At 71.3% G+C, this 13,529-nt stretch carries 12 protein-coding genes; 7 read left to right on the top strand and 5 right to left on the bottom strand.

Annotated features, from left to right (window positions below; genetic code table 11):
- Nucleotides 1-42 precede the first annotated feature (42 nt).
- The 7 genes from tkt (at nucleotide 43) to BA062_RS21090 (ending at nucleotide 9,579) form a co-directional block, all read left to right on the top strand.
- Nucleotides 43-2,142, top strand: a complete 2,100-nt coding sequence (gene tkt, locus BA062_RS21120; protein ID WP_110339370.1) for a transketolase — start codon at nucleotides 43-45, stop codon at nucleotides 2,140-2,142.
- Between the two features lie 34 nt (nucleotides 2,143-2,176).
- On the top strand, nucleotides 2,177-3,292 hold the full coding sequence (gene tal, locus BA062_RS21115) for a transaldolase (RefSeq protein ID WP_110339368.1): 1,116 nt from the start codon (nucleotides 2,177-2,179) through the stop codon (nucleotides 3,290-3,292).
- Nucleotides 3,293-3,299: 7 nt separating this feature from the next.
- On the top strand, nucleotides 3,300-4,919 hold the full coding sequence (locus BA062_RS21110; RefSeq protein ID WP_110339366.1) for a glucose-6-phosphate isomerase: 1,620 nt from the start codon (nucleotides 3,300-3,302) through the stop codon (nucleotides 4,917-4,919).
- Nucleotides 4,916-6,445: a glucose-6-phosphate dehydrogenase gene (gene zwf, locus BA062_RS21105; protein WP_110339364.1), complete on the top strand. Its 1,530-nt coding sequence runs from the start codon at nucleotides 4,916-4,918 to the stop codon at nucleotides 6,443-6,445. The genes BA062_RS21110 and zwf overlap by 4 nt, the downstream gene beginning before the upstream one ends.
- Nucleotides 6,442-7,416 carry a glucose-6-phosphate dehydrogenase assembly protein OpcA gene (gene opcA, locus BA062_RS21100; protein WP_110339362.1) on the top strand — a complete coding sequence of 325 codons (975 nt, stop codon included), beginning with the start codon at nucleotides 6,442-6,444 and terminating at the stop codon, nucleotides 7,414-7,416. Before zwf ends, opcA begins: the two co-directional genes overlap by 4 nt.
- Entirely contained in the window at nucleotides 7,413-8,195 is a 783-nt protein-coding gene (pgl, locus tag BA062_RS21095) for a 6-phosphogluconolactonase (RefSeq protein ID WP_110339360.1), read from the top strand. The genes opcA and pgl overlap by 4 nt, the downstream gene beginning before the upstream one ends.
- A gap of 166 nt (nucleotides 8,196-8,361) precedes the next feature.
- Nucleotides 8,362-9,579: a sensor histidine kinase gene (locus tag BA062_RS21090; RefSeq protein WP_110339358.1), complete on the top strand. Its 1,218-nt coding sequence runs from the start codon at nucleotides 8,362-8,364 to the stop codon at nucleotides 9,577-9,579.
- Nucleotides 9,580-9,637: 58 nt separating this feature from the next.
- Here BA062_RS21090 and BA062_RS21085 read toward each other — a convergent pair whose 3' ends face one another.
- The 5 genes from BA062_RS21085 to gap all read right to left on the bottom strand — a co-directional run bounded on the left by BA062_RS21085 (nucleotide 9,638) and on the right by gap (nucleotide 13,425).
- The gene (locus tag BA062_RS21085) at nucleotides 9,638-9,979 is read right to left on the bottom strand and encodes an RNA polymerase-binding protein RbpA (RefSeq protein WP_110339356.1); all 342 of its coding nucleotides are present in this window, start codon (nucleotides 9,977-9,979) and stop codon (nucleotides 9,638-9,640) included.
- Nucleotides 9,980-10,035: 56 nt separating this feature from the next.
- Nucleotides 10,036-10,266 carry a preprotein translocase subunit SecG gene (gene secG / locus BA062_RS21080; protein WP_110339354.1) on the bottom strand — a complete coding sequence of 77 codons (231 nt, stop codon included), beginning with the start codon at nucleotides 10,264-10,266 and terminating at the stop codon, nucleotides 10,036-10,038.
- A 59-nt stretch (nucleotides 10,267-10,325) separates the two neighbouring features.
- Nucleotides 10,326-11,111 carry a triose-phosphate isomerase gene (gene tpiA, locus BA062_RS21075; RefSeq protein ID WP_110339352.1) on the bottom strand — a complete coding sequence of 262 codons (786 nt, stop codon included), beginning with the start codon at nucleotides 11,109-11,111 and terminating at the stop codon, nucleotides 10,326-10,328.
- Between the two features lie 100 nt (nucleotides 11,112-11,211).
- Entirely contained in the window at nucleotides 11,212-12,417 is a 1,206-nt protein-coding gene (locus BA062_RS21070) for a phosphoglycerate kinase (RefSeq protein WP_110339350.1), read from the bottom strand.
- Nucleotides 12,418-12,420: 3 nt separating this feature from the next.
- Nucleotides 12,421-13,425 carry a type I glyceraldehyde-3-phosphate dehydrogenase gene (gene gap / locus BA062_RS21065; protein ID WP_110339348.1) on the bottom strand — a complete coding sequence of 335 codons (1,005 nt, stop codon included), beginning with the start codon at nucleotides 13,423-13,425 and terminating at the stop codon, nucleotides 12,421-12,423.
- Nucleotides 13,426-13,529 lie beyond the last annotated feature (104 nt).

The following is a 13,529-nucleotide window of genomic DNA, read 5'->3' as shown; positions in this document are numbered from 1 at the left end:
ACGAAGAGCTACTACGTGCAGACGACTCAGGAGCCGAGTTCAGTGTCGGAAAACGCCACGACCGCCGAGAACAACCCCCTACTGCGCCGGAACTACCCGGCCGACTGGACCGAGCTGGACACCCGCGCGGTGGACACCGTCCGCGTACTGGCCGCCGACGCGGTGGAGAACTGCGGCAGCGGTCACCCCGGCACGGCCATGAGCCTGGCGCCGGTGGCCTACTCGCTGTTCCAGCGCGTGATGCGGCACGACCCGAGCGACCCCGAGTGGCCCGCGCGTGACCGGTTCATCCTCTCGGCCGGGCACAGCAGCCTGACGCTCTACATCCAGCTCTTCCTCGCCGGCTACGGCCTGGAGATGGAGGACCTCGAGCAGCTGCGCAAGTGGGGCTCGAAGACCCCCGGCCACCCCGAGTACCGGCACACCCCCGGCATCGAGACCACTACCGGACCGCTCGGCCAGGGACTGGCCAACGCGGTCGGCATGGCGATGGCGGCCCGGCGCGAGCGCGGCCTGCTCGACCCCGACGCACCGCAGGGGGAGAGCCTGTTCGACCACCACATCTACGTGATCGCCTCCGACGGCGACATCGAGGAGGGGGTGACCTCCGAGGCCTCGTCGATCGCGGGCCGCCAGGAGCTCGGCAACCTCGTGGTGATCTACGACGACAACAAGATCTCCATCGAGGACGACACCAACATCGCGCTGTCGGAGGACACCGCCAAGCGCTACGAGTCCTACGGCTGGCACGTCCAGGTCGTCGACGGCGGCGAGGACGTCGTCGCGTTCGAGCAGGCCATCGAGGCCGCCAAGGCCGAGACCACGCGCCCGTCCTTCATCCTGCTGCGCACCGTGATCGGCTACCCGGCGCCGAAGAAGATGGGCACCGGCAAGGCCCACGGCGCCGCGCTCGGCGCCGACGAGGTCGCCGCCGTCAAGGAGATCCTGGGCTTCGACCCGGAGAAGAGCTTCCAGATCGAAGACGAGGTCCTCGCCCACACCCGCAAGGCGCTCGACCGCGGCAAGGCCGAGCACGCCAAGTGGCAGGAGTTGTGGGACTCCTGGGCCGAGGCGAACCCGGAGCGCAAGGAGCTGGCCGACCGGCTGGCCACCCGCTCGCTGCCCGCAGGCTGGGCCGCGAAGCTGCCCACCTGGGAGCCCGACGAGAAGGGCATCGCCACGCGCAAGGCCTCCGGTGAGGTGCTGTCGGCCGTCGCCGACGTGCTGCCCGAGCTGTGGGGCGGCTCCGCCGACCTCGCCGAGAGCAACAACACCACGATGAAGGGCGCCGACTCGTTCGGCCCCGAGAGCGCCTCCACCGACATGTGGAAGGCCAACCCGTACGGTCGCACGCTGCACTTCGGCGTCCGCGAGCACGCGATGGGCTCGATCCTCAACGGCATCGCGCTGCACGGCGGCACCCGGCCCTACGGCGCCACGTTCCTGATCTTCAGCGACTACATGCGCCCCGCGGTGCGGCTCGCCGCGCTGATGAAGGCCCCGGTCGTCTACGTGTGGACGCACGACTCGATCGGTCTCGGCGAGGACGGCCCCACCCACCAGCCGATCGAGCAGCTGGCCTCGCTGCGCGCCATCCCCGGCCTCAACGTCGTGCGCCCCGCCGACGCCAACGAGACCGCCGCCGCGTGGAAGGCCGTGCTGGAGGACACCGGCGCGCCGTCCGGCCTCGCGCTGACGCGGCAGAACGTGCCGGTGCTGGAGGGCACCAACGCCGAGGGCGTCGCCAAGGGCGGCTACGTGCTGGCCGAGGCATCCAACGGCAACCCCGAGGTGGTGCTCATCGCCACGGGCTCCGAGGTGCAGCTCGCCGTCGAGGCCAGGAAGACCCTGGAGGCCGAGGGCGTTGCCACCAGTGTGGTGTCCATGCCGTGTGTCGAGTGGTTCGACGCGCAGGAGCAGAGCTACCGCGACGCCGTGATCCCGCCGACCGTCAAGGCCCGCGTGGCCGTCGAGGCCGGCATCGCACAGCCGTGGCACCGGTTCGTCGGCGACGGTGGCGAGATCGTGTCCATCGAGCACTTCGGTGCCTCGGCGGACTTCAAGACCCTGTTCCGCGAGTTCGGCTTCACGGCGGAGGCCGTGGTCGCCGCGGCCCGCCGCTCGCTGGAGAAGAACTCCTGACAAACAACTCCCGACTATCAAAGGGGATCACGTCATGAGCAACACCGACCGGCTGGCCCAGCTCTCGCAGGCCGGCGTGTCGATCTGGCTCGACGACCTGTCGAGGGAGCGGCTCACCTCGGGCAACCTCGCCGAGCTCATCCGCGACAAGCACGTCGTGGGTGTGACCACCAACCCGACGATCTTCGCGGGCGCGCTGTCCAACGGCGAGGCCTACGACGAGCAGGTGCGCGAGCTCGCCGAGCGCGGCGCCGACCTGCACGCCGCGGTCCGCGAGCTGACCACCACCGACGTGCGCAACGCCGCGGACCTCTTCCGCGACGTCTACACCGCCACGGGCGGTGTCGACGGCCGCGTCTCGATCGAGGTCGATCCCGGCCTCGCGCGGGACACCGAGAAGACCGTCGCCGAGGCGCAGGACCTGTGGAAGACGGTCGACCGCCCGAACATCCTGGTGAAGATCCCGGCCACCGAGCAGGGGCTGCCGGCGATCACGCGGACCCTCGCCGAGGGCATCAGCGTCAACGTCACGCTGATCTTCTCCGTCGAGCGGTACCGCGCCGTGATCGAGGCGTTCTTCGCCGGGCTGGAGCAGGCCAAGGCCAACGGCCACGACCTCAAGGGCATCCAGTCCGTCGCGTCGTTCTTCGTGTCCCGGGTGGACAGCGAGGTCGACAAGCGGCTCGAGGCCATCGGCACCGACGAGGCGCTGGCCCTGCGCGGCGAGGCCGCGATCGCCAACGCCCGCCTCGCCTACGCGGCCTACGAGGAGCTGTTCGCCTCCGAGCGGTGGGCGGCGCTCAAGGCCGACGGCGCCAACCCGCAGCGCCCGCTGTGGGCCTCCACCGGCGTGAAGAACCCGGAGTACTCCGACACCCGCTACGTCGACGAGCTCGTGGTGGCGGGCACGGTCAACACGATGCCGGAGAAGACGCTGTTCGCGGCCGCCGACCACGCCGAGGTCGTCGGCGACAAGGTGAGCGGCACGGGCGCGCGGGCGCAGGAGGTGTTCGACAAGCTGTCGGCCGCCGGCATCGACATCGCCGACGTGTTCCTCACGCTGGAGAACGAGGGCGTCGAGAAGTTCGACAAGTCCTGGGCCGAGCTGCTGGACACCGTCACCGGCCAGCTCGACAAGGCGAAGGGCTGAGCCGGCGATGGCTGGAGAACGGACTTCAGTCACGATCGAAGACGCCGCGCTCGAGTCCGCCGCCGCGCCGCTGCTCGACAAGCTCGTCGCCGACGCGGTGGCGAGCAAGGTCGGCGCCCAGGACGCGACCCTCTGGGGCGCCGAGGCGGAGTCCGAGGCGTCCATCCGGCTGTCCTGGACCAGCCTGCACAAGAGCTCCCGCCCGCTGATCGGCGAGATCGAGGCCCTGCGCACGGAGCTGCGCTCCGAGGGCGTCGACCGCGTCGTGCTCGCCGGGATGGGCGGCTCGTCGCTGGCCCCGGAGGTGATCACCGGCACCGAGGGCGTCGCGCTCACGGTGCTGGACACCACCGACCCCGGCCAGGTCGCCGACGCGCTCGCCGGCGACCTGGACCGCACGGTGATCGTGGTGTCGTCCAAGTCCGGCACCACGGTGGAGACCGACAGCCACCGGCGGATCTTCGCGAAGGCGTTCGCCGACGCGGGCATCGACGCCGCGCGGCGCATCGTCGTGGTCACCGATCCCGGTTCGCCGCTGGCGGAGCTGGGCGAGGCCGAGGGCTACCGCAAGGTGTTCCTCGCCGACCCGCACGTCGGCGGCCGCTACTCGGCGCTCACCGCGTTCGGGCTCGTCCCGGCCGGGCTCGCCGGTGCCGACGTGGCGCGGCTGCTCGACCAGGCGGCGGGCGTCGCCGACACGCTGACGGCGGACTCGGCGGACAACCCGGCGCTGCGGCTGGCCGCCGCGCTCGGCGCCGCCCACGCCGACGGCGCCGAGAAGGTCGTGCTCGCCGACACCGGCTCCGGTATCACGGGCCTCGGCGACTGGGCCGAGCAGCTCATCGCCGAGTCCACCGGCAAGCAGGGCACCGGCCTGCTGCCCGTCGTGGTCGAGGGCCACACGGCCCCCGGTTTCGCCGGCGGGGGCTCCGACGCGACCCCGGTGGCCGTCGGCCCCGCCTCGGGCGAGGCGAAGGTCGCCGTCACGGGCCCGCTCGGCGCCCAGTTCCTGCTGTGGGAGTTCGCGGTGGCGATCGCGGGCAGGCTGCTCGGGATCAACCCGTTCGACCAGCCCGACGTGGAGGCCGCGAAGAAGGCCGCCCGGTCGCTGCTGGACGATCCGGCCGCGCTCACCGGCTCCGCCGAGCCGTCGGCGGTGCTCGGCTCCGTCGAGGTGTACGGCGGCGCGGGAACCACCGGAGAGGGTTCGCTGACCGACGTCCTGCGGGAGTTCCTCGACAGCGCGCCGGAGGGCGGCTACCTGGCCGTGCAGGCCTACCTGGACCGGCTCGACGACGCCTCGGCGTCGCTGCTGCGGCCCGAGCTGGCCAAGCGCACCGGGCTGCAGACGACGTTCGGCTGGGGACCGCGGTTCCTGCACTCCACGGGCCAGTACCACAAGGGCGGCCACCCGAACGGCGTCTTCCTGCAGCTCACCGGCACACCCGAGGAGGACCTCGACGTGCCGGACCGGCCGTACACGCTGGGACAGCTGCAGCGGGCGCAGGCGCTGGGCGACGGCCAGGTGCTCGCCGAGGGCGGCAGGCCCGTGCTGCGGCTGCACCTGACCGACCGGGCCGCGGGTCTCGCCGAACTGATGCGTGCCGTACAGGAGCTCGCTTCATGAAACGAGGGTGGACCAACCCCCTGCGGGATCCCCGCGACAAGCGGCTGCCGAGGATCGCCGGGCCTTCCGGCCTGGTGATCTTCGGCGTCACCGGGGACCTCTCGCGCAAGAAGCTCATGCCCGCCATCTACGACCTCGCCAACCGGGGCCTGCTGCCCGCGGGGTTCTCGCTCGTCGGGTTCGCGCGGCGGGACTGGGAGGACCAGGACTTCGGCGAGCTCGTCCACGACTCGGTGGCCGAGCACGCCAGGACGCCGTTCCGCGAGTCGGTGTGGAACCGGCTCGCCGAGGGCATCCGGTTCGTGCAGGGCACGTTCGACGACGACGACGCGTTCGACCGGCTCGCCCAGACCGTGCACGACCTCGACGAGGCGCGCGGCACGGGCGGCAACACCGCGTTCTACCTCTCCATCCCGCCGTGGGCGTTCCCCGTGGTCACCAAGCAGCTCGCGCGCTGCGGGCTCGCGGAGTCCAGCGAGGACGTGTGGCGCCGGGTCGTGATCGAGAAGCCGTTCGGCCACGACCTGACGAGCGCCAAGGAACTCAACGCCGTCGTCAACGACGTGTTCCCCGAGGAGTCGGTGTTCCGCATCGACCACTACCTCGGCAAGGAGACGGTGCAGAACATCCTGGCGCTGCGGTTCGCCAACCAGATGTTCGAGCCGATCTGGAACGCCAACTTCGTCGACCACGTGCAGATCACGATGGCCGAGGACATCGGCCTCGGCGGCCGCGCGGGGTACTACGACGGCATCGGCGCCGCGCGGGACGTGATCCAGAACCACCTGCTGCAGCTGCTGGCGCTCACGGCGATGGAGGAGCCCGTCTCCTTCCACCCGAGGGCGCTGCGCGCCGAGAAGGTCAAGGTGCTGAGCGCCACCAAGCCGGTCAGGCCGTTCGACGAGACCACGGCGCGGGGCCAGTACGCGGGCGGCTGGCAGGGCGGCAAGAAGGTGCCGGGCCTGCTGCAGGAGGCCGGCTTCTCGAAGGAGTCGACCACCGAGACCTACGCCGCGGTGACGCTGGAGGTGCAGAACCGGCGCTGGGCCGGGGTGCCCTTCTACCTGCGCACCGGCAAGCGCCTCGGCCGCAGGGTCACCGAGGTCGCCGTGGTGTTCAAGCGGGCGCCGCACCTGCCGTTCGACTACACCTCCACCGAGGAGCTGGGCGAGAACGCGCTGGTGATCCGGGTACAGCCGGACGAGGGCATCACGATGCGGTTCGGCTCCAAGGTCCCGGGCACCACGATGGAGGTCCGCGACGTCACGATGGACTTCGGCTACGGCCACGCGTTCACCGAGACCTCGCCGGAGGCCTACGAGCGGCTGATCCTGGACGTGCTGCTGGGCGAGCCGTCGTTGTTCCCGGTGAACGAGGAGGTCGAGCTGTCCTGGCAGATCCTGGACCCGATCCTGGAGCACTGGGCGAAGCGCGGGGCGCCCGAGCCGTACCAGCCGGGCTCGTGGGGGCCGCCGTCGGCGGAAGCGATGCTGGAACGCAGCGGTAGGCACTGGAGGCGGCCGTGATCATCGATCTGCCCTCGACCACGACGTCCCAGCTGAACAAGAAGCTGGTCGAGCTGCGCGAGCGCGGCGGCGCGATCGCGCTCGGCCGCGTGCTCACGCTCGTGATCGCCGCGGAGGACGACGAGCAGCTCGAGGACGCCATCGATGCGGCCAACGAGGCCAGCCGCGAGCACCCGTCGCGGGTGATCGTGGTCGCCAAGGGCGCCCGTACGGCGGCGCCGCGCATCGACGGCCAGATCCGTGTCGGCGGTGACGCGGGGGCCAGCGAGGTGATCGTGCTGCGGCTCTACGGCGCGCTGGCGAGCCAGGGCCAGAGCGCGGTGGTGCCGCTGCTGCTGCCCGACGCCCCGATCGTCACGTGGTGGCCGGGAGGCGGGCCGAAGGCTCCGGCGAAGGACCCGCTCGGCGAGCTCGCCCAGCGGCGGATCACCGACTCGGCCGCGGAGAAGAACCCGATCAGGGCGCTGCTGACGCGGGCGAAGTCCTATGTCGACGGTGACACGGACCTGGCCTGGACCAGGCTCACCAACTGGCGGGCGCAGCTCGTCTCGGCGCTGGACCTGCCGCCGTACGAGCGGGTCACCGCGGCGTCGGTGACGGGCGAGGCGGACTCTCCGTCCACCGAGCTGCTCGCGGGCTGGCTCGCCGAGTACCTGAGGGTGCCCGTGAAGCGGGTCAAGACCACGAGCGCGCAGGGCATCGTGGCGGTGTCGCTGGAGCGGCCCTCCGGGGCGATCGAGATCTACCGGCCCGACGGCCGCACGGGCACGCTGACCCAGCCGGGCCAGCCGACCCGGCGGATCTCACTGCACCGCAGGGACAACCGCGACTGCCTGATCGAGGAGCTGCGCAGGCTGGACCCGGACGAGATCTACGAGGCCGCGCTGCTGGGGCTCGCCAAGCTCTCGGCGGCCAGGAAGAAGCCGGCGGCGGGCAGGACCGCCGCGGCGAAGACGAAGGCGAAGGCATGAACCCGGCGTCGGAGGTGGTGGTCTACGCCAACCCGGGTCTGCTGGCGGCGGCGTGCGCGGCCCGGCTGGTGACGAAGCTGGTGGACCTGCAGGCCGCCAAGGGGTCGGCGTCGCTGGTGCTGACCGGAGGGGGCACCGGGATCGCGATCCTGGAGCAGCTGCGCCACTCCCCCGCGCGGGACGCGATCGACTGGTCGCGGCTGGACCTGTACTGGGGTGACGAGCGGTTCGTGCCCTCGGACGACCCGGAGCGCAACGAGAAGCAGGCACGGGAGGCGCTGCTGGACCACGTGCCGGTGGATCCGGCGCGGGTGCACGCGATGGCGCCGTCCGACGGCGAGTTCGGCGACGACCCGGAGGCCGCGGCGGCGGCCTACGCCGACGTGCTCGCGGCGAACGCGCTGCCGGAGGACCACGGCCCGGTGCCGACGTTCGACGTCCTGCTGCTCGGCCTCGGCGGCGAGGGTCACACGGCGTCGATCTTCCCCGAGTCGCCCGCCGCCTACGAGACGGAGCGGCCGGTGGTGGCGGTGCGCAACTGCCCCAAGCCGCCGCCCACCCGCGTCTCGCTGACGTTCCCGGCGATTCGCAGCGCGGCCGAGGTGTGGCTGGTGACCACGGGCGAGGCGAAGGCGGACGCCGTGGCGCTCGCGCTCTCGGGCGCGGGCGAGGTGCAGCTGCCGGTGGCCGGCGCGCGCGGCAGGCGCCGCACGCTGTGGCTGCTGGACAAGGCCGCCGCGGGCAAGCTCGGCGACGTGCCGGCGTCCCCGCGCGTGTAGGCGGTTTCCCCGGCGCACTCCGCTGTTTTCCCTGGCCCCGCACGCACGGACGAGTCACACCGTGTGTGCGGGGCGTTAACTTCCGCACACTTTTTCAGGTTTTCGCGTCCCAACCGGGTCCCGATGGCCTCTCATTGTCGAGTCCACAAGACGAGAGGTCCAAGCCATGACCACAGAGGGAATGACCATCCCCGGGGTTTCGGTCGGCGGCCCAGGCGCGGGGGCCGCCGACCGCGCGCGGTCGCGCCGGACGACCGTCCCGACAGCGACGACAGCACTGTGGAACCACCCTGGCGTGCGCAAGGCCGCGGTCGACGCGGCCGTCATCCTCATCGCCGTACTCGACGTCTGGCTGGTGATCCCTGAGGGCGCCGAGACGTACTCCGTCTGGCTCTCGGCGGCGAGCTGCGTGGCACTGGTCGCGCGCCGCTGGCTGCCGTTCACGGTGGTGCTGCTGACGTTCCCCGGGTTCATCGCCGGATGGGCGCAGCTGGCCGCGATGATCGCGCTGGGTTATCTGGCGACCCGCAAGCAGATGCACTGGCAGACCTGGGTCGGCGCGGGACTGGTGTGGCTGTCCAGGTTCGTGCTGTGGCCGCTGCCGGACTTCGTCGCGCTGACGTGGCGCGAGCACGCCCTGTCGGCCATCTACGGCGTGATCGTCGCCGGGATGCCGGTGGCGATCGGCCTGCTCATCGGCGCGCGGCAGGAGCTGGCCGCCCGGCTCGCCGAGCTGGCCGCCAGCCGGGACCGGGAGCGCAAGCTGTACGCCGAGACCGTGCGCGCCGACGAGCGGGCCCGGCTGGCGAGGGAGATGCACGACGTCGTCTCCCACGACATCACGCTCATCGCGATGCAGGCGGGCGCGCTGGCCGCGATCAGCCCGAGCGGTGACGCGGAGCGCACGGCCCGCACGATCCGCCAGCTCTCCACCCGCACACTGGAGGAGCTGCGTGCGCTCGTGGGGGTGCTGCGCTCCGGCACCGAGGACGACGGCCCGCAGCCCGACCTGGGGGACCTCTCGGAGCTCATCAGGGCCGCGGACGTGCCCGTGCAGCTGGCCGTCGAGCGGGTGCCGGAGGACCTGCCGCCGAAGGTGTCCGCGGCGGCCTACCGGACCGTGCAGGAGTGCCTCACGAACGTCCGGAAGCACGCACCGGGCGCGACGGCGTTCGTGCGCCTGTGCGGCGACCAGGACGGCCTCTCGGTGGAGGTGCGCAACGACCGGCCGGACGAGCCGCAGGACGGCGCCGAGTTCCCCTCTGGCGGCTACGGGCTCACGGGCCTCGCGGAGCGGGCCCGCCTGCTCGGCGGCACGTTCGAGACCACGCCGACGCCCGACGGTGGCTGGCGGGTGGCCGCGAGGTACCCCGTGGCGTTCTGACTCTGAACACGACGAGGGCCGCCGGGCGCGTGCCCGGCGGCCCTCGTCGTGCCGACTCTCAGATCTGGCGGCGCTGACGCAGCCGCTCCAGCGCCTCGGCGAGGATGGCCTCACCGTCGGCGTCGCTGCGCCGTTCCTTCACGTACGCCAGGTGAGTCTTGTACGGCTCCGTGCGCGGAGCCGCGGGCGGGTTCTGCTCGTCCTGCCCACCGGGCAGCCCGCACCGAGGGCAGTCCCACTCCTCCGGAACCTCGGCATCCATCGCGAACGACGGCCGGGATTCATGCCCGTTGGCACACCAGTAGGACACCCGGCGCCTCGGAGCGGCCTCCCCACGCTCCGACTCGCCGGAGGGACCCGCCCCGACTCTCGTGCCTCGAATCGCGTTACCGCCAACCATGCTTCCTCACACCCACCAGTGAAGTTGACGTACCCCGCCAGGCACGCCGATTCCGATCAGATCTTCAGCAGCAGACCGAGACCGATGATGGAGATGATCCATACGGCGCCGAGACCGAGCGTGATGCGGTCGAGGTTCTTCTCGGCCACGCTCGACCCGGCCAGGCTCGACTGCATACCACCACCGAACAGGGAGGACAGCCCGCCGCCGCGGCCACGGTGCAGCAACACCGCGATGATCAGCAGCACGCTGGTCGCGATCAACAGGATCTGCAGGAAAAGCTTCATGTCATCCTCTGTGTACTGCGGGTGGCGGGGGTACCCAGAGTAGCGGGTCCCCACTGAGATCAGGGTAGAGGCCCTCCGGCGGCGAGAGCGCACAGTTTCGTGAACTCGTCACCGTCGAGGCTGGCGCCGCCCACGAGCGCGCCGTCGACATTGTCGCACTTGACCAGGTCGGCGATGTTGCCCGACTTGACCGAACCGCCGTAGAGCACCCGGACCTGCTCGGCCACCTCGGCGCCGTACTTCTCGGCGAGCGCCGCCCGCAGGGCCGCGCACACCTCCTCGGCGTCCGCCGGGGTCGCCACGCGGCCCGTGCCGATCGCCCACACGGGTTCGTAGGCGATCACCGTGTTCTGCACCTGCTCGGCCTTGAGGCCCTTCAGCCCGGCGATGAGCTGCGCGGTCGTGTGCTCGATGTGCCCGCCGGCCTCACGCACCTCCAGCTGCTCGCCGACGCACAGGATCGGCGAGATCCCGTGCTTGTGGGCGGCGCGCACCTTCTTGTTCACGACCTCGTCGGTCTCGGCGTGGTACTCGCGGCGCTCGGAGTGGCCGACCACGACGTAGGTGCAGCCGAGCTTGGCGAGCATCGGGCCCGAGACGTCACCGGTGTAGGCCCCGGAGTCCTGCGGCGCCAGGTCCTGGGCGCCGTAGGTGAGCAGGAGCTTGTCGCCGTCCACCAGCGTCTGCACGCTGCGGATGTCGGTGAACGGCGGGATGACGGTGACGTCGACCTTGGCGTAGTACTTCTCGGGCAGCGAGAACGCGATCTTCTGCACCAGTGCGATGGCCTCGAGGTGGTTGAGGTTCATCTTCCAGTTGCCCGCGATCAACGGCTTGCGGCTCACGCGCGTACCTCCCGCTCGTCGAGGGGGGTCTGGGGTGGAGCGGAGCTCCCCCCAGGAATTGGACACGGCCAGTTGCCCGCGATCAACGGCTTGCGCGCCATCAGGCTCCTTCACTCAGGACCGCCACGCCGGGCAGTTCCTTGCCTTCGAGGTACTCCAGCGACGCGCCGCCGCCGGTGGAGATGTGCGAGAAGCCGTCCTCGGGCAGGCCCAGCAGGCGCACGGCGGCGGCGGAGTCACCACCGCCGACGACGCTGAACGCCCCGGAGTCGGCGATGGCCTGCGCGACGCCGCGGGTGCCCTCGGCGAAGGGCGCCATCTCGAACACGCCCATCGGGCCGTTCCAGAAGATCGTCTCCGCGTTGCCGATGGCGGCGGCGAACGCGGTGGTGCTCTCCGGGCCGATGTCGAGGCCCATCCAGCCGTCCTCGATCTCCGTGGCGGCGACCGTGCGGGTGGCGGCGTCGGCGGCGAAGGAGTCCGCCGCGACGACGTCGACGGGCAGCAGGAGCTTGCCGCCCGCCTCCCCCAGCAGCCGCTTGCAGGTGTCGACCATGTCGGTCTCCAGCAGCGAGCTGCCGACGCCGTGGCCCTGCGCGGCGAGGAACGTGAAGCACATGCCGCCGCCCACGAGCAGCCGGTCGACCTTCGGCAGCAGCGCCTCGATCACGGCCAGCTTGTCGGAGACCTTCGAGCCGCCGAGCACCACCGCGTAGGGGCGCTGCGGGTCGCCGGTGAGCTTGGCGAGCACGTCGAGCTCGGCGAGCACCAGGCCGCCCGCGTACGCGGGCAGCACCCGGGCCACGTCGTAGACGGAGGCCTGCTTGCGGTGCACCACGCCGAAGCCGTCGGAGACGAACGCGGCACCAGGCACGAGCGCCGCGAGGTCGCGGGCCAGCGCGGCGCGCTCGCCCTCGTCCTTGCTCGTCTCGCGCGGGTCGAAGCGCACGTTCTCCAGCAGGGCCACCTGGCCGTCGGCCAGCGAGCCGGTGACGGCCTTCGCCTGCTCACCGACCACGTCACCGGCCAGCGGCACCTCGCTGCCGAGCAGCTCACCGAGCCGCGCGGCGACGGGGCGCAGCGAGTACTTCTCGTCGGGCGTGCCCTTGGGCCTGCCGAGGTGGGCCGTGACGACCACCTTCGCGCCCGCGTCGGCGAGGCGCTCGATGGTCGGCAGCGCGGCCCGCACGCGGCCGTCATCGGTGATGGTGGCGCCGTCGAGCGGCACGTTCAGGTCCGAACGCACCAGCACGTACCGCCCGGAGACACCCTCGGACAGCAGGTCGTCGAGTGACTTGAGCGCCATCGGTCAGGACAGCTTGGAGCCGACGAGCTTCACCAGGTCCGCGAGGCGGTTGGAGTAGCCCCACTCGTTGTCGTACCAGCCGAAGACCTTGACCTGGTTGTCGATGACCTTGGTCAGCGGTGCGTCGAAGACGCACGAAGCCGGGTCGTTGACGATGTCGCTGGAGACGATCGGGTCCTCGTTGTAGCGCAGGATGCCCTGCAGCGGGCCCTCGGCGGCGGCCTTGTACGCGGCGTTGATCTCCTCGACGCTCGCCTTCTTCGTCAGGTCGACGGTGAGGTCGGTGATCGAGCCGGTGGGCACGGGCACGCGCAACGAGTAGCCGTCGAGCTTGCCGTTGAGCTCCGGCAGCACGAGGCCGATGGCCTTCGCGGCGCCGGTCGAGGTCGGCACCACGTTCAGCGCGGCGGCGCGGGCACGGCGCGGGTCCTTGTGCGGGCCGTCCTGCAGGTTCTGGTCCTGCGTGTAGGCGTGGGTGGTGGTCATGAGGCCCTTTTCGATGCCGAAGGCCTCGTGCAGGACCTTGGCGAGCGGGCCGAGGCAGTTGGTGGTGCAGGACGCGTTGGAGATGATCGTCTGCGAGCCGTCGTAGAGGTTGTCGTTGACGCCCAGCACGACGGTCAGGTCCTCGCCCTTGGCCGGCGCCGAGATGATGACCTTCTTCGCGCCGCCCGCGACGTGGGCCTTCGCGGCGTCGGCGTTGGTGAAGAAACCGGTGGACTCCACGACCACGTCCACACCGAGGTCGCCCCACGGCAGGTTGGCGGGGTCACGCTCGGCGAGCGCCTTGATGGTCTTGCCGCCGACGACGATGCCCTCGTCGGAGACGCTGACCTCCTCCGGGTAGCGGCCGAGGACGCTGTCGTACTTGAGCAGCTGGGCCATCGTGGCGACGTCACCGAGGTCGTTGAACGCGACGACCTCGATGTCGTGGCCGCTGGCCTGCACCGCACGGAAGAAGTTGCGGCCGATGCGGCCGAAGCCGTTGACGCCTACGCGAACCGTCACTGCTCTTCTCTCCTCAAGGGTTCGACCCGGCCGGAGCCGGGGTACACATCTTCGGGTTCAACCGCCACCCTAGCGTGCCTGGCCTGGGCGGACCCTCATCCCCC

Origin of the sequence: Prauserella flavalba (assembly GCF_003202235.1) — a bacterium.
Lineage (GTDB): Bacteria > Actinomycetota > Actinomycetes > Mycobacteriales > Pseudonocardiaceae > Prauserella_A > Prauserella_A flavalba.
This window is presented reverse-complemented; position numbering and strand designations above follow the sequence as displayed.

Excerpts from the sequence above, each read along its gene's own strand:
- secG (WP_110339354.1), bottom strand. The coding sequence starts at position 10,266 with ATGAAGCTTTTCCTGCAGATCCTGTTGATCGCGACCAGCGTGCTGCTG.
- zwf (WP_110339364.1), top strand. The coding sequence starts at position 4,916 with ATGAAACGAGGGTGGACCAACCCCCTGCGGGATCCCCGCGACAAGCGG.
- pgl (WP_110339360.1), top strand. The coding sequence starts at position 7,413 with ATGAACCCGGCGTCGGAGGTGGTGGTCTACGCCAACCCGGGTCTGCTG.
- BA062_RS21070 (WP_110339350.1), bottom strand. The coding sequence starts at position 12,417 with ATGGCGCTCAAGTCACTCGACGACCTGCTGTCCGAGGGTGTCTCCGGG.
- BA062_RS21110 (WP_110339366.1), top strand. The coding sequence starts at position 3,300 with ATGGCTGGAGAACGGACTTCAGTCACGATCGAAGACGCCGCGCTCGAG.
- BA062_RS21085 (WP_110339356.1), bottom strand. The coding sequence starts at position 9,979 with ATGGTTGGCGGTAACGCGATTCGAGGCACGAGAGTCGGGGCGGGTCCC.
- BA062_RS21090 (WP_110339358.1), top strand. The coding sequence starts at position 8,362 with ATGACCACAGAGGGAATGACCATCCCCGGGGTTTCGGTCGGCGGCCCA.
- tal (WP_110339368.1), top strand. The coding sequence starts at position 2,177 with ATGAGCAACACCGACCGGCTGGCCCAGCTCTCGCAGGCCGGCGTGTCG.